This window comes from Actinomadura syzygii, assembly GCF_008085905.1.
Classification (GTDB): Bacteria; Actinomycetota; Actinomycetes; order Streptosporangiales; family Streptosporangiaceae; genus Spirillospora; species Spirillospora syzygii.
Genome location: NZ_VSFF01000009.1, coordinates 130,887 through 157,280, shown reverse-complemented (window position 1 = coordinate 157,280; position 26,394 = coordinate 130,887). Strand labels below are relative to the sequence as shown.

General features: G+C 72.2%; 8 protein-coding genes. 6 read left to right on the top strand and 2 right to left on the bottom strand.

The genetic code is table 11. The annotated features are described in order from the left end of the window. Positions 1-52 precede the first annotated feature (52 nt). Positions 53-880: a helix-turn-helix transcriptional regulator gene (locus FXF65_RS23555; RefSeq protein ID WP_148352192.1), complete on the top strand. Its 828-nt coding sequence runs from the start codon at positions 53-55 to the stop codon at positions 878-880. On the opposite strand, the gene sbnB is transcribed toward FXF65_RS23555, so the two are convergent. Further along, a complete protein-coding gene (gene sbnB, locus FXF65_RS23550; RefSeq protein ID WP_148352191.1) occupies positions 871-1,908 on the bottom strand; it encodes a 2,3-diaminopropionate biosynthesis protein SbnB in 1,038 nt (345 codons plus the stop codon). The genes FXF65_RS23555 and sbnB overlap by 10 nt on opposite strands. 19 nt (positions 1,909-1,927) lie before the next feature. Then, positions 1,928-2,905 carry a 2,3-diaminopropionate biosynthesis protein SbnA gene (gene sbnA, locus FXF65_RS23545; RefSeq protein WP_148352190.1) on the bottom strand — a complete coding sequence of 326 codons (978 nt, stop codon included), beginning with the start codon at positions 2,903-2,905 and terminating at the stop codon, positions 1,928-1,930. A 251-nt stretch (positions 2,906-3,156) separates the two neighbouring features. Between sbnA and FXF65_RS23540 the strand changes: the two genes are divergently transcribed. The 5 genes from FXF65_RS23540 to FXF65_RS23520 all read left to right on the top strand — a co-directional run bounded on the left by FXF65_RS23540 (position 3,157) and on the right by FXF65_RS23520 (position 26,392). Further along, positions 3,157-4,656: an amino acid adenylation domain-containing protein gene (locus FXF65_RS23540; protein ID WP_148352189.1), complete on the top strand. Its 1,500-nt coding sequence runs from the start codon at positions 3,157-3,159 to the stop codon at positions 4,654-4,656. A 361-nt stretch (positions 4,657-5,017) separates the two neighbouring features. Further along, complete coding sequence (locus tag FXF65_RS23535) at positions 5,018-14,491, top strand: non-ribosomal peptide synthetase (RefSeq protein WP_148352188.1); 9,474 nt, start codon at positions 5,018-5,020, stop codon at positions 14,489-14,491. After that, a complete protein-coding gene (locus FXF65_RS23530) occupies positions 14,488-22,194 on the top strand; it encodes a non-ribosomal peptide synthetase (protein WP_148352187.1) in 7,707 nt (2,568 codons plus the stop codon). Before FXF65_RS23535 ends, FXF65_RS23530 begins: the two co-directional genes overlap by 4 nt. Continuing rightward, positions 22,179-26,183 carry an amino acid adenylation domain-containing protein gene (locus FXF65_RS23525; RefSeq protein ID WP_148352186.1) on the top strand — a complete coding sequence of 1,335 codons (4,005 nt, stop codon included), beginning with the start codon at positions 22,179-22,181 and terminating at the stop codon, positions 26,181-26,183. The genes FXF65_RS23530 and FXF65_RS23525 overlap by 16 nt, the downstream gene beginning before the upstream one ends. Then, positions 26,183-26,392: an MbtH family protein gene (locus tag FXF65_RS23520; RefSeq protein ID WP_148352185.1), complete on the top strand. Its 210-nt coding sequence runs from the start codon at positions 26,183-26,185 to the stop codon at positions 26,390-26,392. The genes FXF65_RS23525 and FXF65_RS23520 overlap by 1 nt, the downstream gene beginning before the upstream one ends. The last annotated feature ends 2 nt before the right edge of the window (positions 26,393-26,394 follow it).

Below are 26,394 nucleotides of genomic sequence, written 5' to 3'. Positions count from 1 at the left end.
CTGGGAGCGCCGCACCCACCCTGCGCGGAGCGCCGCGACCTACGATGGCGGCATGACGCGCACCGATCTCGGCGGCTACCTCAGGGCGCGGCGCGGGCAGATCGCACCCGGCGACGTCGGCCTTCCCTCGGTGGGGCACCGGCGGGTCCCCGGCCTGCGGCGCGAGGAGGTCGCGATGCTCGCCGGGGTCAGCGCCGACTACTACGTCCGCCTCGAACAGGGCCGGGAGCGGAACCCGTCCGCGCAGGTCGTCGAGGCCCTCGCCGTCGCGCTGCGGCTCGGCGACGACGCCCGCGGCCACCTGTTCCGGCTGGCCGGGCTCAGCCCCCGCGTCCGCACCGCCGCCGCGGACGACCGCGTCGACCCGAGCCTCCTCCAGCTCATGGACGCCTGGCCCGACAACCCGGCGATCGTCTACAACCGGGCCTACGACGTGCTGGCGTCCAACGCGATCGCCGACGCGCTCTTCCACGACTGGGCGCACTCCCGCAACCTGATGCACGTCGTGTTCACCGACCCGGCGGCCCGGACGTTCTACCGCGACTGGCACGAGGTCGCCCGCAACAGCGTCGCCGGGTTCCGGCTCGGGCACGGCGAGGCGCCCGGCGATCCGCGGATCCGGCGGGTGCTGGCCGGCCTGCTGGAGGAGAGCCCCGAGTTCGCGGAGCTGTGGGCGCGGCACGACGCGCGCGGCAAGGCGCTCGAACACAAGCGGTTCCGGCACCGCGAGGCCGGTGACGTCACGCTGACGATGCAGACGTTCGACGTCCGGTCGAGCCCGGGGCAGGAACTGGTCGTCTACCACGCGGAACCGGGCTCCGCGAGCGCCGAGGCCCTCGCCCTCCTCGGCGCCCTCGCCGCGACCGCGCGTCAGCCGTAGCGGGTCATGTCGTGGAAGAAGCCGGGGACGGTCTGGAGTTCGCCCGAGGCCGAGACCTCGTCGTAGACGTGGCGGGCCACGGCCAGGTCCAGAACGCCCAGGCCGAACGGTGAGAACACGACCGGGCGGTCAGCGGGCGGGGACGTCTTTCCGGTGAGGACGTCGTAGAGCGTCCCGGCGACGAAGCCGCGGTGTCCGACCCGCTGCTCGGCCAGGTGCGGGGACGTGTTCGCCTTCAGGCAGTGCTCGACGTCGTCCACGATGTTGTACGCGGACAGGATGACCTCGGGGGACAGGTCGCGCAGGGACACGTGCAGCACCAGCGGGGCGTGCGCGAACCAGCCCGGGTCGGTGACGTGCGGCTCCCCGGCGACCGTCGCGAACACGACCAGGTCGGACGACCGGATCAGCGACTCCGCCGACCCGTGCACGGTGACCGGCCCGTTCTCCGTGCGCTCCAGGTATCCCTTGAAGCCGCCGGCGTGCTCGGCGGACAGGTCGTGCACGCCCAGCTCGTCGAACGCGAACCCGTTCGCCGCCAGGTAGGTGTGGACGTAGCGGGCGATCAGCCCGGCGCCGACGAACCCGACCCGGCGCGGACGGTCCCCGCGCCGGTCGGCGAGGGCGGCGGCGGCGAGCGACGCGGACGCGGCCGTCCGGGCGGCGGAGATGATCGAGCTCTCCAGGCACGCGAACGGGTACCCGGTCCCGGCGTCGTTGAGGATCAGCACGGCGGACGCGCGCGGGATCCCGGCCGCGACGTTGCCCGGGAAGCTGGAGATCCACTTGACGCCGTGCACGCCGACGCCCCCCTTGCCGCCGCCTTCGACCGAGGCGGGCAGCGCGATGATCCGGTCGGCCGGACGGTCCGGGAACCGCAGGAAGTAGGAGTCCGGGTTGACGGTCAGCCCCTCGCCGTGGAGCCGGTAGGCCGCCTCGACGATCCGGACGACGCGCGCCTCCCGTCCGGCGAGCGCCGCGTGGACCTGGGCTCCGGGGATCACGGCGAATGCGGGGGCCTGGCTCATGACGGGACGCTCCGGATGATCAGTGGCGGTGGATTTCGGCGAGGCCGGGCAGCAGTTCGGGGAACATCTCGCGGAGCCAGCCGTCCTCGTAGATGGAGTCCAGATAGCGCTCGCCGAGGTCGGGCGCGATCGCCACGGCGACCGGGTCCTCGCCGGGGTACTTCGCCTCCAGCCAGCGGGACGCGCCCGACACGACGGTGCCGGTGGAGCCGCCGAACAGGAACCCGCGCGCGGACAGCGCGTGCGCGGCGCGGATCGTGTCGGGCTCGGTGACGTGGACGACGTCGTCGACGAGCGACTCGTCCACCATGTCGGGCCTGCTGCTCGTGCCGAGGCCGGGCACCATCCGGCGCTCCGGGAGGCCGCCGAACGTGACCGACCCGACCGCGTCGACCGCCACGATCGTCACCGGGCGGCGCCGCTCCCGGAAGTACCGCGCGCAGCCCATCAGCGTGCCGGTCGTGCCCGCCCCGACGAAGAGGACCTCCAGGTCGGGGAAGGCGCGGTCGATCGCGGGGGCCGTCTCCCGGTAGTGGGCGAGCCAGTTGTTCCGGTTGGCGTACTGGTTCAGCCACACGTACCCGGGGTCCGACGCGCACAGTTCCCGGACGTACCGGACGCGGGCGCCGAGGTGGCCGCCGTTCGCGTCCGTCTCCGCCACGACGCGGACGTCCGCGCCGAGCGCCCGCATCACCCGCGCCGACGCCGGGTTGCAGCGCGGGTCGGTGACGCACACGAACCGCAGCCCGCGGCTCGCCGCGATCAGGCTGAGCGCGATCCCGAGGTTGCCGGACGACGACTCGACGAGGGTCGAGCCGGGGGTGAGGACGCCGTCCGCGGCGGCCGCCTCGACCATCGCGGCGGCCGCCTTCAGCTTCACCGAGCCGGCGAAGTTGAAGCCCTCGCATTTCAGGTAGAGCGGCCGGTCGACAACCTGCCTGAGATCGACGTAAAGGTCGTCGACATTGAATTCCTGCGGCGAGGTGATTATCGGCACGCTGGCATCCTGAAAGGAAGAATCAATTCCCTCAACGTCTCCCGGGCATCGTCCCACGAGTTGTCCGCGGGCTGCGCGCCGGAGCCGTGGCGGAGCCTCACCGTACCCGCGGGCATCTGCGAGCCGCAACCCCCCGACTTACCGTCTGGTAGCGAAGAATGCGAGAAGGCTCGGCAAGGCGCTGTATAAGCTATGCGGTCCGCTTGTTTCGGTGATGACAGCGGATAAGTCTCACCTCACGGAGAGTAATGATGGACGCTCGCGGCCCCGCCGCCGACCGGCTGCTCCCGCCCGCCGGACTGCCCGCCCTGGACGTGCCGCCGGAGCAGGCGGCGCGGGCCCGGGAGCTGGCCGCCCGGCACGGGATGCTCCGCGAGCACCCCGTCGACCTGGACGATCCGGTCATCGCGCGGGTGGAGCGGTTCGCCGCCGAGCGGGACCGTCCGGCCGTCACGGACGCGGACCGGACGCTCAGCTACGCCGGGCTGGCGGCGGAGGCCCGGCGGATCGCCGCGCTGCTGGACGTCGAGGGCGTCGAGCCGGGCGAGGTCGTCGGCGTCGGCGGCAGGCGGAGCGCGTCGGTGATCGCCGCGTTCCTCGCGATCGAGCTGGTCGGGGCGCTGTACGTGCCCGCCGACGAGGGCTGGCCGGCGGGGCGCGTCCGGGACGTGCTCGCGCAGGCGGGGGCGTCGGTCCTGCTCACGGCGGGCGCGCCGGGTCCGGCGCTGGCGGCGGGCGCCGCCGAGGCCGGGTGCCGCGTCGTCGACGCCGCGCGGGCCGGCGACCTCGCGCCCCGGACCGGCGCGCCCCGCCTCGACTCCCTCGACCAGCCCCGGTACGTGCTGTTCACGTCGGGCTCGACGGGACGTCCGAAGGGCGCGGTCGTCGAGCACCGGGGCATGCTCAACCACCTCTGGGCCAAGATCGTCGACCTGGGCCTGACCGGCGGCGACGTCCTCGCGTTCACCGCCCCGCTCGGCTTCGACATCTCCATCTGGCAGATGCTGTGCCCGCTGCTGGTCGGCGGCCGGGTGGACGTCGTCGGCGACGACGCGGCGCACGACCCGGCGGCCTTCGCGCGGCGCTGCGACGCGACCGGGACCACGGTCGTGGAGCTCGTCCCGGCCATGGTCGCGCACCTGCTGGACGGCCTGCCGCCCGGCGCGCTGCCCCGGCTCCGCTGGATGATCGCGACCGGCGAGGAGCTGCCCGCCGAACTCGCCCGCCGCTGGCTGGACGCGATGCCGCACGCCCGCCTCCTCAACGCCTACGGCCCGACCGAATGCTCCGACGACGTCACGCACCACGTCGTCACCTCGGGCGACCTGCGGCTCACGCGGCTGCCGATCGGGACGCCGGTCGTCAACGCGTGCCTGTACGTGCTCCGCGAGGAGGACGACGGGACGTGGTCCGCGTGCGAGGCGGGCGAGGCGGGCGAGCTGTTCGTCGGCGGCGTGGCCGTCGGCCGCGGCTACCTCGGCGACGCCGAGCGCACCCGCCTGGCCTTCTACCGCGACCCGTTCGCCGCGTCCCCGACCGGGCGCCTCTACCGGACGGGCGACGCGGTGCGCCTGCTGCCCGGCGACGCGGGCGGCGAGGACCGCCCGGTGCTCCAGTACCTCGGACGGGTCGACCGGCAGGTCAAGATCTCCGGGGTGCGGATGGAGCCGGGCGAGGTCGAGGCCGTCCTGCGGCGGCACCCGGGGGTGCGGGCGGCGGCGGTCGTGGTGCACGAGTACCCGGCCCGCTAGACGGTCACCCTGCGTAATTGCACGAACAGAATGCGTCGCCGTTTTTTGTCGTGCGGCGCGCGTCCCGCCCTGCGAACGGCTGAGGACCGACCGATGGTTTTGTCACTTCCGTGAGCAATGCCGCGGTCCAAGTTCTGCTTTTGAGGGGATTGCGGGCCCCTGGGCGGGCTGGTTGACTGTGGCTTCGCTACTCCCGAGTAGAACATGGTGAGTCCCGGGTGCGCGCGGGCCGATCGCGGTCCCGGTCGGAACTGAGGGCGAAAGGGGACGGGGAACGGCCCGATTCGCTGTGGCGGTCCGTTTTTCGGACGTCGTGGCCGGGCGTGCAGGAGACCATCTTCGACCGGGAAAGTGCCGTTTGATGTCCACCGAGTTCGTTCCTCTTTCGGCCGCGCAGCGGAGCGTCTGGTACGCGCAGCAGCTCGCCCCGGAAACGCCGATCCACATGGCGCAGTTCATCGAGATCGAGGGCCCGGTCGACCACGGGCTGCTCGACCGGGTGGCGCGGATCGCCGCGCACGAGGCGCTCGGCATGAACGCCCGGCTGGCCGAGCGGGACGGCGTCCCCGGCCAGCTCCTCGACCCGGCCGCGACCGCGACGATCCCGCTGGTCGACCTGTCCGGCGCGGCCGACCCGGACGCCGCGTCCCGCGCGTGGATGCGGGAGCGGACGGCGGCGCCGCTGCCCCTGGACGCCGACCCGCTGTACGTCACGGCCCTGCTGCGGCTGTCGCCCGTCCTGCACCGCTGGTTCATCCGCGCGCACCACGTGATCCAGGACGCCTACAGCGGCTCGCTGATCAGCCGCCGCGCCGCCGAGGTCTACACCCTGCTGGCGGGCGGCGGCGAGTACGAGCCCACTGAGCTGGGCGACTACCGCGCGGTCCTCGCCGACGAGGAGGCGTACCGCGCGTCGGAGCGGTTCGAGCGCGACCGCGCCTACTGGACGGAGCGGTTCGCCGACCGCCCCCTCGCCGTGTCCCTTTCCGACGGGATGGCGGAGCCGACCGCCGACTACCTGAGCCTCGGCACGGTCGTCCCGCCCGGGGAGGCCGCCGCGCTCGCGACCGGCGCCCGCCGCCTGCGCACCGCCACGCCGGGCCTCGCGATCGCCGCGACCGCCGCCTACGTCGCGCGGATGACCGGGAACGGCGACGTGATCCTCGGCCTCGCCGTCTCCGGCCGGACGACGCAGGTCGCGCTCGGCACCCCGGCGATGCTCGCGACGGTCCTGCCGCTGCGCGTCCAGATCAGCCCGGACATGACGGTGCACGACCTCGTCCGCGCCGCGACCCGGGCGAGCGCGCGGGCGCTGCGCCACCAGCGCTACCGGCGCGACGACCTGGTGCGCGACCTGCGCCTGCTCGGCGAGCCGCGCCGCCTGTACGGGCCGGTCATCAACATCATGGCGTTCGACTACCGGCTCGACTTCGCGGGCCTGCCCGCGCGGATGCACCCCCTCACGACCGGTCCCATCGACGACCTGTCGATCAACATCTACGACAACTTCGACGGCGCCGGGATGCGGGTCGACTTCGACGCGCACCCCGACCTCTACACCGAAGGCCGGGTGGGCGCGCATCTCGACCGGTACGTCCGCTTCCTGCGGGCGCTCGGGGACGCCGACCCGTCCACGCCGCTCCGCGACGTGGAGTTGCTGGACGACGCCGAACGCGCCCTCGTCTTGGAGAGGTGGAACGACACGGCGTCGCCGGTCGACCCGGCCGCCGTCGTTCCTGAACTGGTCGAGGCCCAGGTCGCGCGCACTCCGGACGCGCCCGCCGTCACGCACGACGGTTCGACGCTCACCTACCGGGAGTTGAACGAGCGGGCCAACCGGCTCGCGCGCCACCTCGTCGGGCTCGGCGTCGGCGCGGAGGACTTCGTCGCGCTCGCCCTGCCGCGCGACGCCGGGTTGGTCGTCGCCGCGCTGGCCGTGCTGAAGGCGGGCGCGGGATACCTGCCGCTCGACCTGGCGTATCCGTCCGACCGCGTCGCCTACATGCTGGAGGACGCGGCTCCAGCCTGCGTCATCACCACTCGGGCCGCCGTCCTGCCCGGCGAGACGCCCCGCGTCGAACTCGACGGGTCGTCGCTGGACGGGTTGAGCGGCGCGGACGTCACCGACGCGGAGCGCGTCCGGCCGCTGCGTCCCGGCAACCCGGCGTACGTGATCTACACGTCCGGGTCGACGGGACGGCCCAAGGGCGTCGTGGTCTCGCACGCGAACGTCGTCGACTTCTGCGCCCAGTCGATGGCGGACTACGGGCCCGCGCGGCTCGCCCGCGTGCTGTTCTCCACGTCGCTGAACTTCGACGTGTCGCTGTTCGAATGGCTGGCGCCGCTGACGGCGGGCGGCGAGATCGAGATCGTCCGCGACCTGCTGGAGGTCGCCGAACGGGGCGGCTGGTCCGGGACGCTGGTCAGCGGCGTCCCGTCCGCCGTGTCGGCGCTGCTCGCGCGGGGCGGGCCGCGCCTCGACGTCGGGGACGTGGCGCTCGGCGGGGAGGCGCTGCCGCCGCAGCTCGTCCGGGACGTCCGCGCGCTGCTCCCGGACGCGCGGATCTCCAACATCTACGGCCCCACCGAGGCGACGGTCTTCGTCACCGGCTGGTACGACGACGGCAACGCCGAAGGGCACGCGCCGATCGGCCGCCCGATGGCCAACACGCGCGCCTACGTGCTCGACGGCGCGCTCAAGCCCGTCCCTGTCGGCGTGCCCGGCGAGTTGTACCTCGCGGGGGACGGCCTCGCGCGCGGCTACCTGAACCGCCCGTCGCTGACCGCCGAACGGTTCGCGGCCTGCCCGTACGGCGGTCCGGGTGAGCGCATGTACCGGACGGGCGACCTCGTCCGCTGGAACCAGGACGGGCACATCGAGTACCTCGGCCGCCTCGACCACCAGGTCAAGGTGCGCGGCTTCCGGATCGAGCTAGGCGAGATCGAGGCGGCCCTGGCCGAGCACCCGGACGTGGCGCAGAGCGTCGTCGTCGCCCGCCGCGACGCCGCCGGGGACACCGTCCTCGCCGGGTACGTCGTCGGGTCCGCCTCCGCTTCCGCCGACCCGGCCGCGTTGCGCGCGTTCGCGGCGCGGACGCTGCCCGCCCACATGGTGCCGTCCGCGATCGTCGTGCTGGACGCGATGCCGCTCACCCCCAACGGAAAGCTCGACCGGGACGCGCTGCCCGAGCCGGAGTTCACCGCGCCGCCCGCCGCCCGCGCCCCGCGCGACGCCCGCGAGGAGATCCTCTGCGGGATCGTCGCGGACGTCCTCGGCCTGGACCGGGTCGGCGTCGACGACGGCTTCTTCGACCTCGGCGGCGACTCCCTCAAGGCGACCCGCGTCGCCGCCCGCGCCCGCGCCGCGCTGGGCGTGGAGCTGCCCGTCCGCGCGCTGTTCGAGACGCCGACCGTCGCGGGGCTCGCCGGGTTCGCCGCGTCGGCGGGCGGCGCCGCGCGTCCCGCGCTGCGGGCGGGGAAGCGGCCGTCGCCGCTGCCGGTGTCGTCGGCGCAGGAGCGGCTCTGGTTCCTGAACCGGCTCGAAGGGCCCACCGCGACCTACAACATGCCCATCCCGCTTCGCCTCACCGGCGCGCTCGACCTGGACGCGATGCGTTCCGCCTTGCGGGACGTCGTCGTCCGGCACGAGTCGCTGCGGACGCTGTTCGCCGACGCCGACGGGGAGGCGCGCCAGGTCGTCCTCCCGCCGGACGAGGCCGACCCGGTCCTCACCGTCGGCGAGACCGACGACGTGCGGGGCGCGCTGTTCGCCGACGCGACGCGCGGCTTCGACCTGGCGCGCGAACTGCCCGTCCGCGCGCACCTCTACCGGCTCGGGCCGGACGAGCACCTGCTGCTGATCGTCCTGCACCACATCGCCGGGGACGGCTGGTCGATGGCGCCGCTCGCCCGCGACGTCATCAGCGCCTACCTCGCGCGCCGCGACGGGCGGGAGCCGGAGTGGGCGCCGCTGCCCGTCCAGTACGCCGACTACGCGCTCTGGCAGCGGGAACTGCTCGGCTCCGAGGACGACCACGGCAGCCTCACCGCCCGCCAGCTCGCCCACTGGACGGACGCCCTCGCCGGGCTGCCCGACGAGATCCGGCTGCCGTCCGACCGGCCGCGCCCGGACCGCGCGTCCTACCGGGGCGGCCAGGTCGCGTTCGACGTCCCGGCCGGGGTCGCGGCCGGGCTGCGGGCCCTGGCCCGCGACCACCAGGTCAGCGTGTTCATGGTGCTCCAGGCCGCGCTGGCCGCGCTGCTGACCAGGCTCGGCGGCGGCACGGACGTGCCGATCGGGTCGCCCGTCGCGGGCCGCACGGACGCGGCGCTCGACGACCTCGTCGGCGTGTTCGTCAACACGCTGGTGCTGCGCACGGACACGTCCGGCGACCCGGCGTTCGCCGAGCTGCTCGCCCGCGTCCGGGAGGCCGACCTCGCCGCCTACGCGCACCAGGACGTGCCGTTCGAGCGGGTCGTGGAGGCGCTCAACCCGGCGCGGTCCCTCGCGCGGCACCCGCTGTTCCAGGTCATGCTGACTTTGCAGAACAACCCGGAGGCGTCCGTCGAGCTGCCGGGGCTGGACGTCGCCGTCGAGCCGGTGGACGCGGGCGTCGCCAAGTTCGACCTGGAATTCCTGCTGGAGGACGCCCGCGACGGCGGGTTCCCGGGGACGCTCGAATACGCCCTCGACCTGTTCGACCGGGAGACCGCCGAGCGGCTCGCCGGGTGGTACCGGGGGACGCTTGAGGCGGTCGTCGCGTCCGGCGGGTCCGTCAGTGTCGAGGGACTCGACCTGCCCGGCCTGCCCGAGGTCGTGGACGGGCCGGCGGAGAAGCGGCTCATCGCGTACGTCGTCGCCGCGCCCGGCGAGACCCTTGATCCGGAGGAGTTGCGCGCCCACGTCCGGGACAGCCTGCCCGAGGCGATGGTGCCCGCCGCCGTCGTCGTCCTGGACGCGCTGCCGCTCACCCCGAACGGGAAGGTCGACGTCAACGCCCTGCCGAAGCCGGACCTGGCGGCCGTCCCGGCCGCCGCGTACCGGGCGCCGTCCGGGGCGGCGGAGGAGGCCGTCGCCGCCGTCTTCGCCGACCTGCTCGGCGCGGACCGGGTCGGCGCCGACGACGACTTCTTCGCCCTCGGCGGCAACTCGCTGATCGCGATGCGGGTGGTCAGCCGCGTCCGGCGGGTGCTGGACGCGGAACTGCCCGTCCGCGCGCTGTTCGAGGCGCCGACCGTGGCGGGCCTCGCCGCGCTGGTCGGCGGCGCGCGGCCGGGGCGTCCCGCGCTGGCGCGGCGGGAGCGGCCCGGCGCGGTCCCGCCGTCGCATGCGCAGCAGCGGCTGTGGTTCCTCAACCGGTTCGAGGGGCCGTCCGCCACGTACAACATGCCCGCGGCGCTGCGCATCCGAGGCGCGCTGGACGTCGCCGCCGTGCGAGCCGCCGTCGGGGACGTCGTCGCCCGGCACGAGTCGCTCCGCACGATCCTGCCGGACGACGGGGGAGTCCCGAAGCAGGTCGTGCTGGACCCGGCCGCCGCCCGTCCGGAACTGGAGGTCACGGAGACGACGGAGGCGGAGCTTCCGGCGCGGCTCGCCACGGCCGCCGGGTACGCGTTCGACATCTCCGTTGAGCCGCCGCTGCGCGCCCACCTGTTCCGCATCGCGCCGGACGAGCACGTCGCGCTGCTGCTCATGCACCACGTCGGCGGCGACGGCTGGTCGATGGCGCCGCTCGCCCGCGACTTCATCACCGCCTACACGGCGCGTGCTGTGGGGCGGGCTCCTGGGTGGGCGCAGCTGCCTGTGCAGTACGCCGATTACACGCTTTGGCAGCGGGAGTTGCTGGGGTCGGAGGGTGATCCGGAGAGTGTGATCTCGCGGCAGATCGCGTATTGGCGGGGCGCTTTGGACGGGGTGCCGGAGGAGCTTCGGCTTCCGGCGGACCGGCCGCGTCCGGCGCAGGCGTCCTACCGGGGCGGGACCGCGCGGTTCCAGCTCGGCCCGGACACCCGCACGGCCCTGAACGACCTCGCGCGCGCTACAGGGGCGAGCCCGTTCATGGTCGCTCAGGCCGCGTTCGCCGCCTTGCTTTCCCGTTTGGGTGCCGGGACGGATGTGCCCATTGGTTCCCCGATCGCCGGTCGGACGGACGAGGCGCTCGACGATCTGGTCGGCATGTTCGTGAACATGCTCGTCTTCCGCACGGACACTTCCGGGGACCCGTCGTTCCGGGAACTGGTGGGGCGGGTGAAGGAGACCGACCTCGCTGCTTATGCCCACCAGGATGTTCCGTTCGAGAGGCTCGTGGAGGTTCTGAATCCGCCGCGTCATCTGGGACGGCATCCGCTCTTCCAGGTCGGCCTGACGTTCCAGAACAATCCGGAAGCGCGACTGGACATGCCTGGGTTCAGTGCGGAATTGGAGCCGCTGAGCGTCGGGGTTTCGCGTTTCGATCTGCTGATGGTCCTCACCGAGCGGGAGGACGGGCTCGACGGCGAACTGGAATACGCGCTCGACCTTTACGACTCGTCCACGGCCCGGCAGTTGGTCGGACGCTTTGAGCGATTCCTCGCTGCACTCCTCGCCGCCCCGGACGCACCCATCGGCAGCACTGAGATTCTTTCTCTCGACGAGCGCTCGAAGGTTCTCGAAGAATGGGCTGGAGGGCGTGCGGCTCCGGTGGGGCGGGCGACGATTCCAGCGTTGTTCGAGGCGCAGGTGGCGGCGTGTCCGGGTGCGTTGGCGGTGACGTTTGAGGGTGTGTCGTGGACGTATGCGGAGGTGAACGCTAGGGCGAATCGGTTGGCGCGGCGGTTGGTGTTTGAGGGGGTTGGTCCGGAGCGGTTTGTGGCGTTGGCGTTGCCGCGTTCGGTTGATCTTGTGGTGGCGGTGCTGGCGGTGTTGAAGGCGGGCGCGGCGTATGTGCCGGTCGATCCGGATTATCCGGTGGACCGGGTGGCGCAAATGGTGGAGGACGCCAAGCCCGTCTTGACGGTGGGCCCGGATGATCTGGATGCCTGCGGCTACGACGATTCCAATCTGGGTGTTGAGGTGTCGCCCGATAATCCGGCGTATGTGATCTACACGTCTGGGTCGACGGGGCGGCCGAAGGGTGTGGTGGTGCCGCATCAGAACGTGGTGCGGTTGCTGCGCTCGACGGAAGGCTGGTTCGGTTTCGGCCCGGATGATGTCTGGACGCTGTTCCACTCCTATGCCTTCGACTTCTCCGTCTGGGAGTTGTGGGGATCGCTGCTTTATGGCGGTCGCCTCGTCGTCGTGCCTTACTTGACGTCTCGGTCGCCTGCCGAATTCCTCCGGCTGCTGGAGGCGGAACGGGTCACGGTCCTGAACCAGACGCCATCGGCCTTCTATCAATTGATGGCCGCGGACAAGGACAATCCGGGGTCTGATCTGGCGCTGCGGTATGTCGTGTTCGGTGGCGAGGCGCTCGACCTTGGGCGGCTTGAGGATTGGTATTCGCGGCATCCTGAGAACGCGCCGACGCTTGTCAACATGTACGGCATCACTGAAACCACGGTGCACGTCTCCCATCTGGCGCTGGATCGCGCGTATGCCGCGAGTGCATCTGGCAGCGTCATCGGTGCCGGAATTCCGGATCTGCGCGTGTACGTGTTGGATTCGCGTTTGCAGCCTGTCCCGCCAGGTGTGGTGGGTGAGTTGTTCGTGGCGGGTGCGGGGTTGGCGCGCGGGTATTTGAACCGTCCGGCCTTGTCGGCTGAGCGGTTCGTCGCCGATCCGTTCGGCGCGCCTGGAACGCGCATGTACCGGACCGGGGACCTTGGGCGCTGGCTGAACGACGACACGCTCGAATACCTCGGACGCGCTGACCAGCAGGTCCAGTTGCGCGGGTTCCGGATCGAGTTGGGTGAGGTCGAAGCGGCCTTGGCCAGGAACGACACCGTCCAGGACGCCGCCGTCATCGTCCGCGACGAGCGCCTGATCGCCTACGTCACGGGTTCCGAGATCGACCCGGCGGAACTGCGCCGCAGCGCTGCCAATGTCCTCCCCGATTACATGGTCCCGGCAGCCGTCGTGGAACTGGACGCCCTCCCGCTGACCGTCAACGGCAAGCTCGACCGCAACGCCCTACCCGACCCCCGCAAGACCGCGAAAGTGTCGTCCCGCGAGCCTCGCACCACCGAAGAAGAAATACTGGCAAACCTGTTCGCTGAGGTTCTCGGTCTGGAACGAGTCGGCGTCGACGACGGATTCTTCGACCTCGGTGGCGACTCCATCATCGCGATCCAACTCGTCTCCCGCGCCCGCCAATCGGGCTTGGTCATCACCCCACGCGACGTCTTCCAACACCAAACAGTCGAAGAACTCGCCGCAACAGCCAAACCCATCGGCGAAGCGAACACGATCGAAACGGAATCGCCGGGCACGGGGATCGGGCCCGTGCCGGTGACGCCGATCGTCGCGTGGCTGCGCGACCGGACGGGCGGCGACGCCTCGCTGATCCGCGGCTTCCACCAGGCGATGCTTCTCCGCACCCCGCCCGACCTCGGCTTGGAGAAACTGACGGCGGCGCTCCAGACCGTCCTGGACCACCACGACATGCTCCGCCTCCGCCTGGACGTGGATGCGAACGACTGGCGTCCCGTCGTCCGGCCGCGCGGGTCGTGCGACGCCGCCGCCCTGGTCACCAGGGTGGACGTCGCCGGGCTCGACACCGACAAGCTCCGCGCTGTGATCGCCGAGCAGGCCGCGAACGCCCGCGACCGGCTCGACCCGTCCGCCGGGACGACGGCGCAGCTCGTCTGGTTCGACGCGGGCCGCGAGCAGGGGCGCGTCCTCGTCGTCCTGCACCACCTCGTCGTGGACGGCGTCTCGTGGCGGATCCTCCTGCCCGACCTGGTGACGGCCTGGGCCGGGGGAGACCTCGACCCCGTCCCGACGTCGTTCCGGCGCTGGGCACAGAAACTCACCGCCACCGCCATGGACGACACCGAGCTGGACGAATGGCTCGACATCGTCGAAGGCCCCGCCCCCGACCTCGGAAGCCGCCCGCTCGACCCGCGCATGGACATCGCGGCCCGCGCCCGCTCCGTCACCCTCGAACTCCCGGCCGACGTCACGAAACCGCTGCTCGCCGACGTTCCTGCCGCGTTCCACGGGCGCTTCAACGACGTCCTCCTCACCGGCCTGGCGCTCGCGGTCGCGGCGTGGCGGCGCAGGCGCGGCGGACGCGGCACCGGCGTCCTGATCGACCTGGAGGGCCACGGCCGGGACGCAGGGGTCGCGGGCGCCGACACCTCCCGGACGGTCGGCTGGTTCACCTCGATCCACCCCGTCCGGCTGGACGCGGGCAACGCGACCGGAGGCGCGGCCATCAAGAAGGTGAAGGAGCAGCTCAGAGCGGTGCCCGGCACCGGCATCGGCTACGGCCTGCTCCGCTGCGGCGGCGACGGCGCGGCGGCCGCCGAACTGGCCGAGCCGTCACCACCGCAGATCGCGTTCAACTACCTCGGCCGGATCGACCCGGGCGGAGAAGGCGGCGACTGGACGGTCGCCCCCGAGGAACTCCCCGCGGGCGAGGACCCGCGGATGCCGATGGCACACGTCCTGGAGATCAACGCGGTGACCCGCGACCTGCCGCACGGGCCCGTCCTCTCCGCGACCTGGACATGGCCGGGCGACGTCCTCGACCCGGACGACGTCCGGGAGCTGGCCGAGGGCTGGTTCACGGCGCTGCGCGGACTCGCCGCGACGGGCGCCGCCGGGACGGACGCCGGGTTCACCCCGTCCGACCTGCTCGTCGACCTGGACCAGAGCGAGATCGACGGGTTGCAGGACGCCTGGAGGCGGCGGTGAATCGGGGGGACATCGACGACATCCTCCCGCTGTCCCCGCTCCAGCAGGGGTTCTTCTTCCACGCGGTCGTCGACGCCGGGGACTCCGACGTGTACACGGCGCAGCTCGTCCTCGACCTGGACGGGCCGCTGGACGCCGCCGCGCTGCGCGCCGCCGCTGAGACGCTGCTGCGCCGCCACGCCAACCTGCGTGCCGCGTTCTGGCACGAGGACCTGTCGCGTCCCGTGCAGGTCGTCCCGCGCACGGTCGAACTGCCGTGGGAGGAGATCGACGCGGACGAGGCGGACGCGGACGCGATCGTCGAGCGGGAGCGGGCGCGCGGGTTCGACCTCACCTCTCCGCCGCTGCTGCGGTTCGTGCTCGTCCGGACGGCCCCCGGCCGCCACCGGCTGATCTTCACGAACCACCACATCCTGCTGGACGGCTGGTCCACGCCGCTCCTCGCGACCGAACTGTTCCTGCTGTACGTGCAGGGCGGCCACGACACGGGGATGCCGCGCGTCACCCCGTACAAGACCTACCTGGCCTGGCTCGCAAAGCAGGACCGCGGCGCCGCCGAGGACGCCTGGCACCGCGCCCTCCACGACCTGGACGGGCCGAGCCTCGTCGCCCCGCAGGCGGCCGGACGTCCCCCGTGCCCACCGGAACGCACCGCCGCCGAGCTGGACGAACGCGCTACCCGGCGCGTCACACGCGCGGCACGCCGCCACGGCGTCACGCTGAGCACCGTCCTGCAAGGCGCGTGGGGCCTGGTCGTCGGACGGCTGCTCGGCTCGGACGACGTCGTGTTCGGCGCGACCGTGTCCGGACGCCCGCCGGAGCTGCCCGGCATCGAAGAGATGATCGGGCTGTTCATCAACACGCTGCCGGTCCGCGTCCGGTACCGGCTGGACGAGCCGCTCGCCGCGCTGATGGAACGGCTCCAGGACGAGCAGACCGAACTCCTCGCCCACCACCATCTGGGCCTCACCGACATCCAGCGAGTGGCGGGCCATGGCGGCGGGCTGTTCGACACGATGACCGTTCTGGAGAACTACCCGTTCGACCCGTCGTCAATGGACGGCTCCCTTAACGGTGTCCGCATCGCCGCGGCCGACTCTTACGACGCGACCCACTTCCCTTTGTCCTTCGTGGCCGTGCCTGGGGAGAGGTTGTCGCTGCGTCTGCATTACCGGCCGGACTTGTATGAGCGTCCTGTCGTGGAGGCCCTGCTCGGGCGTCTCCGCCGTTTCCTGGAGGCGTTCGCCGACGACTCCGAAAGCCTGATCGGCGCCGTCGACCTCGCTAGCGACGCCGAACGGACCGCCCTCGCCGCCTGGAACGACACCGGCAGGGGCGAACCGTCCGGCACCATTCCCGAGCTGTTCGAGGCGCAGGCCGCCCGCACCCCGGACGACGTCGCGCTCGTCTGCGGCGACGCCCGCCTCACCTACGCCGATCTGGACGAACGTGCCGACCGGCTCGCGCGCGAGTTGACCGCGCGGGGGATCGGCCCGGAGGACCGTGTAGCGCTCGTCCTGCCGCGCACGCCGGAGATCGTCGTCGCGATCCTCGGCGTGCTGAAGGCGGGCGCCGCGTACGTGCCGATCGACCCGGAGCATCCGGCCGAGCGCGTCCAATTCATGCTGGACGACTGCCGGCCCGCACTGACCATCACGGAGGGCGGCTTCCCGGCCGGCGTCGGAGGGTACGCACACGGCCCGTCCGGCGCCGACCGGGTTCCCCCGTCCCGCCCGCCCCATTCGGGGAATGCCGCCTACGTCATTTACACGTCCGGTTCCACCGGGCGACCGAAGGGCGTGACCATTCCGCACGGCGGCGTCCTGAACTATTTCGAGGCGCACCGAGAACGGTTCTTCGATCCCGTGATCGAAGCCGCCGGTGGACGCCGCCTGCGCTTCGCGCACCTCGCGTCGTTCTCGTTCGACACGTCCTGGATGGGCCTGCTCTGGATGATGTACGGCCACGAGCTGCACCTCATCGACGACGAGACCCGCCGCGACGCCGCCGCGTACACCGCGTACGTCGCGCGGGCCCGGATCGACCTGGTCAACACCACGCCGTCGCATTTCGCGTCCCTTCTCGAAGCCGGTCTCCTGGACGACGACGGACGGCACCACCCGGCACAACTGCTCCTCGGCGGCGAGGCGATTCCCGACGCACTGTGGGACAAGCTCCGCGCCTTTCCCGGTGTCACCGCACGCAATTTCTACGGCCCCACCGAATCCACGATCGACACCATGAACCAGGTGGTCGCGCACCGCGATCGGCCGTCCGTCGGCGGGCCGTACCGGAACGTCCGCGCCCACGTGCTGGACGCCGCGCTCCAGCCCGTCCCGGTCGGCGTCCCCGGCGAGCTGTACCTCGCGGGCGCACAGCTCGCCCGCGGCTACCACGACCGGCCGGGGCTCACCGCCGAGCGGTTCGTCGCCGACCCGTCCGGCGCGCCCGGCGACCGCATGTACCGCACCGGCGACCTCGCCCGACGGCTCCCGGACGGGACGATCGAGCACCTCGGCCGCGCCGACGACCAGGTCAAGATCCGCGGCTTCCGGGTCGAACCCGGCGAGATCGAGCACGTGCTCGCCGGATGCCCGGACGTCGCGCGGGCCGCCGTGGTCGTCCGCGAGGACCGTCCCGGCGACCGGCGCCTCGCCGCCTACGTCGTCGGCGGCCCCGGACTCGACGCGGCGGCGGTCCGGCGGTTCGCGGCCGAGCGGCTGCCCGGCCACATGGTCCCGGCGGTCACCGTCCTGGACGCGCTGCCGCTCACCGTCAACGGCAAGCTCGACCGGGCCGCGCTGCCCACCCCCGGCGGCACCGCATCGGAGGCTTCGCGGTCGGCGCGGTCGCCCCGGGAGGAGATCCTCTGCGGGCTGTTCGCGGAGGTGCTGGGCGTGCCGCGGGTCGGCGTCGACGACGGGTTCTTCGCACTCGGCGGCGACTCGCTCACCGCCACCCGCCTCGCCGCCCGCGTCCGGTCCGCGCTGGGCGTCGAGATGACCGTCCGCACGCTGTTCGAGGCACCGACCGTCGCGGGACTCGCCGCACGGCTCGCGGACGCGTCCGGGGACGTGCGGCCGCCGCTCGTCCGCGCCGAGCGACGTCCCGCCGTGGTCCCGCCGTCGTACGCGCAGCGGCGGCTGTGGTTCCTCAACCGGTTCGAGCGCGCGGCGCCGACGTTCAACATGCCGGTCGCGCTGCGGCTCACCGGCGCGCTCGACCTGGACGCGCTGCGCGACGCCCTCGGCGACGTCGCCGCCCGGCACGAGTCGCTCCGCACGATCTTCCCGGACGCGTCGGGGAACCCGCGGCAGCTCGTCCTCGGACCGGGCGACGCGCGTCCCCGCCTCGACGTCGCCGAGATCGGCGAGGCGGAGCTGCCGATGGCGCTGGCCGCGATGGCGGGGGAGGGCTTCGACCTGTCCGTCGAACCGCCGGTCCGGGCGCGGCTGTTCGCGCTCGGCGGCGGCGTTCACGTGCTGATGCTCGTCCTGCACCACATCGCGGCGGACGGCTGGTCGATGGCGCCGCTCGCCCGCGACGTGATCGCCGCCTATGCGGCGCGTTCCGAGGGGCGGGAGCCGGGGTGGGCGGAGCTGCCTGTGCAGTACGCCGATTACACGCTTTGGCAGCGGGAGTTGCTGGGTTCGGAGGGCGATCCGGGGAGTGTGATCTCGCGGCAGATCGCGTATTGGCGGGACGCGTTGGAGGGGTTGCCGGAGGAGCTTCGGCTTCCGGCGGACCGGCCGCGTCCTGTCGAGGCGTCCTACCGGGGGCGCACCCAGGTCTTCGAGTTGGACGCCGACCTGCACGCCGGACTGCTCGCCGTCGCCCGGCAGAGCGGCGCGACCCTCTTCATGGTCATGCAGGCCGCGTTCGCCGCGCTGTTGTCGCGCTTGGGTGCCGGGACGGACGTGCCGATCGGTTCCCCGATCGCCGGTCGGACGGACGAGGCGCTCGACGATCTGGTCGGCATGTTCGTGAACATGCTCGTCCTGCGCACGGACACGTCCGGGGACCCGTCGTTCCGGGAACTGGTGGGGCGGGTGAAGGAGACCGACCTCGCTGTCTATGCGCATCAGGATGTTCCGTTCGAGCGGCTTGTCGACGTTCTCAACCCGGCCCGATCCATGGCACGGCATCCGCTGTTCCAGGTCGTCCTTTCGTTCCAGAACAATCCAGAGGCGCGGCTGGAACTTGCCGGGCTCAGCGGTGGTGCCGAGCCACTTGGATCCGGGGTCGCGAAATACGACCTTTCTCTTTATCTAGAAGAACGGCACGGCGGCGACGGAACGCCGGACGGGATACAGGCGGGGCTCGAATACGCCCTCGACCTGTTCGATCCCGGCACGGCGGAATCGATCGCGAAGCGGTTCGAGCATCTCGTCCGCGAACTCGTCACTGATCCGGATGCGCCCATCGGCGCTGTCGACATCCTCGACCGTCGAGAACGCCGCACCATCCTGCGCCAATGGGCTGGAGGGCGTGCGGCTCCGGTGGGGCGGGCGACGATTCCGGCGTTGTTCGAGGCGCAGGTGGCGGCGCGTCCTGGTGCGTTGGCGGTGACGTTTGAGGGTGTGTCGTGGACGTATGCGGAGGTGAACGCTAGGGCGAATCGGTTGGCGCGGCGGTTGGTGGCTGAGGGGGTTGGTCCGGAGCGGTTTGTGGCGTTGGCGTTGCCGCGTTCGGTTGATCTGGTGGTGGCGGTGCTGGCGGTGTTGAAGGCGGGCGCGGCGTATGTGCCGGTCGATCCGGACTATCCGGTGGATCGGGTGGCGTACATGGTGGAGGACGCCAAGCCCGTCTTGACGTTGGGCCCGGATGATCTGGACGCCTGCGGCTACGACGATTCCAATCTGGGTGTGGCGGTCTCTCCGGATAATCCGGCGTATGTGATCTACACGTCCGGGTCGACGGGGCGGCCGAAGGGTGTGGTGGTGCCGCATCAGAACGTGGTGCGGTTGCTGCGCTCGACCGAAGGCTGGTTCGGTTTCGGCCCGGACGATGTCTGGACGCTGTTCCACTCCTATGCCTTCGACTTCACCGTCTGGGAGTTGTGGGGATCGCTGCTGTATGGCGGTCGCCTCGTCGTCGTGCCCTATCTGACGTCCCGGTCGCCCACCGACTTCCTTCAACTCTTGGCGGCCGAGCGGGTCACAGTCCTGAACCAGACGCCCTCGGCGTTCTACCAATTGATGGCTGCGGACAAGGACAGTCCCGAAGCAGAGCTGGCACTGCGGTACATCATCTTTGGTGGCGAAGCGCTCGACCTTGGGCGGCTTGAGGATTGGTATTCGCGGCATCCCGAGAACGCGCCGACGCTTGTCAACATGTACGGCATCACCGAAACCACCGTGCACGTCTCCTATCAGATGCTGGATCGCGCTTATGCGGCAACTGCGGCCGGAAGTGTCATCGGTGTCGGCATTCCCGACCTGCGGGTTTATGTTGTGGATTCACGGCTTCAGCCCGTTCCGCCCGGTGTGGTCGGTGAGCTGTTCGTGGCGCGTGCGGGGTTGGCGCGCGGGTATTTGAACCGTCCGGCCTTGTCGGCTGAGCGGTTCGTCGCCGATCCGTTCGGCGCGCCCGGCACCCGCATGTACCGGACCGGCGACCTGGGACGTTGGCTGAACGACGGCACGCTCGAATACCTCGGACGGGCTGACCAGCAGGTCCAGTTGCGCGGCTTCCGGATCGAACTGGGCGAAGTCCAAGCCGCCCTGACCAAGCACGAATCCGTCCGGGACGCCGCCGTCATCGTCCGCGACGAGCGCCTGATCGCCTACGTCACGGGTTCCGATATGGACCCGGCGGAACTGCGCCGCAGCGCTGCCAAAGTCCTCCCCGATTACATGGTCCCGGCAGCCGTCGTGGAACTGGACGCCCTCCCGCTGACCGTCAACGGCAAGCTCGACCGAAACGCCCTACCCGACCCCCGCAAGACCGCGAAAGTGTCGTCCCGCGAGCCTCGCACCACCGAAGAAGAAATACTGGCAAACCTGTTCGCTGAGGTTCTCGGTCTGGAAGGAGTCGGCGTCGATGACGGATTCTTCGACCTCGGCGGCGACTCCATCATCGCGATTCAACTCGTCTCCCGCGCCCGCCAATCCGGCTTGGTCATCACCCCACGCGACGTCTTCCAACACCAAACAGTCGAAGAACTCGCCGCAACAGCCAAACCCATCGGCGAAGCGAACGCGATCGAACCAGAGCCGCCAGGCGCGGGCATAGGCAGGATCCCGGCCACGCCCATCATGCGCTGGTTCCAGAACCTGAACGGCCCGACGTCGGGCTACAGCCAGCGGATGCTCCTCCAAGTCCCGCCCGACCTCGGCTTGGAGAAGCTGACGGCGGCGTTCCAGACCGTCCTGGACCACCACGACATGCTCCGCCTCCGCGCCACCGACGACGCCGAATTCGAGGTACTGGAACCCGGCGCGATCGACGCCGCCCCACTCGTCCGCCGCGTCGACGTGACAGCGCTCGACACCACGGCACTCCGCGACGTCCTCGCCGAAGGGGCGGAGCAGGCCCGCCGCCGACTTGACCCGTCCGCCGGGACAATGGCGCAGCTCGTCTGGTTCGACGCGGGCCCGCACCGCTCGGGACGCCTCCTCCTCACCGTCCACCACCTCGCCGTGGACGCCGTGACCTGGCGCGTCATCGTCCCGGACCTCGTCACGGCGTGGGCCGGGGGAGGGCTCGACCCCGTCCCGACCTCGTACCGGCGGTGGGCGCAGCGCCTCGCCGCCGCGGCCTCAGACCCGGCCCGGACGGCCGAACTGCCGTTCTGGGAGGACGTCCTCGCCACCTCCGACCCGCTCCTCGGCGCACGCCCCCTGAACCCAGCCGCCGACACGTTCGGGACGGCCCGCCACCTCACCCTCGACCTGCCCGCCGACGTCACGGAACCGCTGCTCACCGACGTCCCGGCCGCGTTCCACGGGCGCGTCAACGACGTGCTCCTCACCGGCTTGGCCCTCGCCGTCGCCGAATGGCGCCGTGACCGCGGGATCACCGACGACACGGCCGTCCTCATCGACCTCGAAGGGCACGGCCGGGAGGAGATCGTCCCGGGCGTCGACCTCTCCCGCACGGCGGGCTGGTTCACGTCGATCTTCCCGGTGCGGCTGGACGCCGGACGGGTCGAGCCCGCCGACGTCCGCGACGGCGGGCAGGCCGTCGGCACCGCGCTCAAGCGGGTCAAGGAGCAGCTCCGCGAGATCCCGGACAACGGCATCGGCCACGGCGTCCTCCGCCACCTCGCCCATGCGACGTCCCTCGACGCCCAGCACCCGCAGATCGCGTTCAACTACCTCGGCCGCGCCGCCGCGCCCGAGGCCGCCGACTGGGCGCCCGCCGACCGGGCCGACGCCGCCGCACTCGGCCCCGGCCAGGACGGCGCGCTCGCGCTCGTCCACGTGATCGAGGTCAACGCGCACACCCGCGACCTCCCGGACGGGCCCGAACTGTCCGCGACCTGGACGTGGGCGGGCACCCTGTTCGACGACGCGGCGGTCGACGACCTCGCCGGACGCTGGTTCGCCGCCCTCCGCGGCCTTGGCGCGCACGTCGCCGGTGGCGCGTCCGGCGGCCCGGTGGGCGGGTTCACACCGTCCGACCTGCCCCTCGTGGACGTCGGCCAGGACGAGATCGACGAGCTCGCCGCCGAGCTCGACGGCGAATGGGAGCCGGAGTGAGCGCGTCGCAGCTTGAGGACATCCTGCCCTTGTCCCCGTTGCAGCAGGGCCTGTTCTTCCACGCGCTGTACGACTCGGGCCGCGACGCCTACACCGCGCAGATCGTGTTCGACCTGCGCGGTCCCCTCGACGCGGACGCGCTGCGCGCCGCCGCCGCGACGCTCCTGCGACGGCACGCCAACCTGCGCGCCGGGTTCCGGCAGCGGAAGGAGGGCTCGCCGGTCCAGGTCGTCCACCGGAGGGTCGGGCTGCCATGGCAGGACGCCGACCTCTCCGACCTCCCGTCGGACGAGCGCGAGGCCAAGGCCCGCGAAATGGCGGACGCCGAACGCGCCCGCCCGTTCGACATGGCGAAACCGCCGCTCCTCCGCTTCCTGCTCCTCAAACTGGCGGACGACCTGCACCGCATGGTCTTCACCAACCACCACATCCTCCTGGACGGCTGGTCCACGCCCGTCCTCCAGACCGAGCTGTTCGCCCTGTACCTGGCCAAGGGCGACGACACCGGGATGCCGCGTGTCACCCCGTACAAGACCTACCTGGCATGGCTCGCCCAACAGGACCGCGCCGCCGCCGAGGACGCCTGGCGTCGCGCTCTCGACGGCGTCCACGAACCCACCCTCGTGGCCCCGGCCGCACCCGAGCCCGGCAAGGAACCTCCCGGACGGGTCAGGACCCGCCTCACGGAAGAACTCACCTCCGCGCTCAGCACGCGCGCCCGCGCCCATGGCGTCACCCTCAACACGGTGTTGCAGCTCGCCTGGGGCGTCATGGTCGGCGGCCTCACCGGTTCGGCGGACGTGGTGTTCGGCGCGGCCGTGTCCGGGCGCCCGCCGGAGCTGCCCGGCGTGGAGCAGATGATCGGGCTGTTCATCAACACGCTGCCGGTCCGGGTGCGGGTCCGTCCGGCCGACACCGTCGCCGCCGCGCTGACCCGGCTCCAGGGCGAGCAGGCCGCGCTGCTGCCGCACCACCACCTCGGCCTGTCCGACATCCAGCGCCTCATCGGCGGCGGGACGCTGTTCGACACCATGACCGTCCTGGAGAACTACCCGTTCGACCAAGGGACGGCGGGCGTCGACCTCGGCGGCCTCACCCTCCACGCCGTGGACGGCTACGACGCCTCGCACTACCCGCTGACGCTCGCCGCCGTCCCCGGCCCGCGCCTCTCCCTCCGCATCGACCACCGCATCGACCACCGCGCCGACCACCGCGCCGACCACCGCGCCGACCACCGCGCCGACCACCGCGCCGACCACCGCGCCGACCTCCGCACCGAGCACGACGCGCACCGCCTGACGCGCCGCCTCGTCCGCGTCCTGGCGGCGATCGCCCACCACCCCGACCTGCCGCTCGGCCGCATCGACACCCTGGACGACGACGAGCGCGCCCTCGTCCTCGACGCCTGGCAGGGACCGGCCGACCACCGCCGTCCCGGTACCCTCACGGGGCGCTTCGCCGAGCAGGCCGCGAGGACCCCGCACGCCACCGCCGTCCGCGCCGCCGGGGAGTCGACGACCTACGCCGAACTCGACGCGCGGGCCAACCGCATCGCGCACCGCCTCATCGGGCTCGGCGTCGGACGCGAGACCCCGGTCGCCGTCCTCCTCGAAAGATCTGCCGACACGGTGGCGGTATCGCTGGCAATTCTTAAGTCAGGCGGGGCCTACGCGCCAATTCATCACGGCCACCCGCCCGAAAGAATGGCGTGGGCGGTCGCGGAGATCGGCGCGCCCGTCCTCGTCACCGACACGACGATGCGCGACCGCCTGCCCGGCGGCCTGAACACCCACGTCCTAATGGTGGACGACGACCCGGAGACCGCCGCCCAGCCCAACACGGCGCCAGACGTCCCCTGTCATCCCGAGCAGCTCGCCTGCGTGCTGTTCACGTCCGGTTCTACGGGCGTGCCGAAGGGCGTCATGCTCCGGCACCGCGACGCCGTCGACCTCGCCACCGACGGGCGGCTCACGGGCGGCGCGCACGACCGGGTCCTCGTCCACTCCCCGCACGCCTTCGACGCCTCCCTCTACGAGCTGTGGACGCCTCTCCTGCGCGGCGGCACCGCCGTCGTCGCGCCGCCCGGCCCGCTCGACGGCGCGGCCCTCGAAAAGATCATCGCGGCCGAGGAGCTCACCGGCCTGTTCCTCACGACCACCCTGTTCAACCTCGTCGCGGACGAGCGCCCGCACGCCTTCGGGCGGCTCCGCGAGGTGCTGACCGGCGGGGAGACGGGCTCGCCCGCCGCGATCCGCAAGGTCCTCGCCGCGTGCCCGGACACCGAGGTCGGCAACGCCTACGGCCCCACCGAGGCCGCCACGTACACGACCGTCGCCGCGCAGCGGGCGAGGCTCGCCGACCCGGACGAGACGTCCGCCGTCCTCGGCCGCCCCCTCGACGGCATGCGCGTCTACGTGCTGGACGGCGCCCTGCGTCCCGTCCCGCCGGGCACGGTCGGCGAGGCGTACCTCGCTGGCGCCGGGGTCGGGCGCGGCTACCTGGGCCGCCCCGGCACGACCGGGGAGCGCTACGTCGCCGACCCGTTCGGCGCGCCCGGCGCCCGCATGTACCGGACGGGCGACCTCGTCCGGTGGCGCCCGGACGGCGTCCTCGACTACGTCGACCGCGCCGACTCCCAGGTCAAGGTCCGCGGGTTCCGGATCGAGCCGGACGAGGTCGAGGCCGCCGTCGCCGCCTGTCCAACCGTCGCGAACGTCGCCGTCGTCGCCCGCGACGATGCCCCCGGCGGCAAGGCCCTCGTCGCCTACGTCATCGCCCCGTCGCTGGACGGCCTTCGCGACTTCGTCAGGGAACGGCTGCCCGAGTACATGGTCCCGGCCGCGTTCGTCCGGCTCGACACGTTCCCGGTCGGCCCGAACGGGAAGCTCGACCGGCGCGCCCTGCCCGCGCCCGACTACGGCGGCGCCGCCGGGCGCGCCCCCCGCACCCCCGACGAGGAGCGGCTCTGCGCGATCGTCGCGGACGTCCTCGGGCTCGACCGCGTCGGCGCCGACGCCGGGTTCTTCGACATCGGCGGCGACAGCATCGCCGCGCTGAGGCTCGCCGCCCGCGCGCGGCGGGAGGGCTTCGACCTCACCCCCCGGGACGTGTTCACCCGCCAGACCGTCGAGGCGCTGGCCGGGACGACGGAGCCTGATGGCGACCGGCCCGGGTTCGAGGTGCTGCTCCCGATCCGGACGTCCGGGACGCGGCCGCCCCTGTTCTTCGTCCACCCGGCGGGCGGGCTGGCGTGGAGCTACCTCCAGTTCCAGCGCCACCTAGGCCCGGACCAGCCGATCTACGGGCTCCAGGCCCGCGCGTTCACCCGGTCCGAGCTGCCGGGGTCGGTGGAGGAGATGGCCGCCGACTACCTGGAGCAGATCCGGAGCGTCCGGCCGTCCGGGCCCTACCACCTCGCGGGATGGTCGCTCGGCGGGCTCATCGCCTACGAGATGGCCGTCCGGCTCCAGGACGCGGGCGAGTGCGTCGGCCTGCTCGCCCTCATCGACGCCTACCACGGCCAGGACCTCGGCTCCGAGCGCCGCGACGTCCTCCCTGAGCTGCTGGAGTCGATCGGCATCGACGCGACCATGCTCGACCCGGACGGCCACCCCGACCTCCCGAAGATCATGGCGGTCCTCGCCGAACGCGACGACGCCCTCGCCACCCTGGGCGAGGACGACCTCGTCAACGTCTACCGCAACTACGAGAACGGCGTCCGCCACGCCGAGCGGTACCGGCCGGGACGCTTCCGCGGCGACGTCGACTTCTTCACCGCGCTGCGGGGACGCGCCCCCGGCTCGCCCAGCGGGCCGTCCAACTGGGGATCGCTCGTCGACGGCGCGGTCTCCGACCATCCGGTCGACGCCGACCACCACCTGCTCATGGAGCCCGCCCCGGCGGCCGTGCTCGGCGCCGTCCTCGCCTCCCGCCTCGACGCACTGCACCGCGACCACCACAGCAACCGCGACGACGGAAAGGGACGCTGATGACCAACCCGTTCGAGGACCCCGACGGCACGTACCTCGTCCTCGTCAACGCCGAGGGCCAGTACTCGCTGTGGCCGTCGTTCGCCGACGTCCCCGCCGGATGGACGGTCGCCAAGGACGCCGCCCCACGCCAGGACTGCCTCGACCACATCGAGGAGAACTGGACGGACATGCGGCCGAACAGCCTCATCGAGGCAATGGGCGGCTGAAG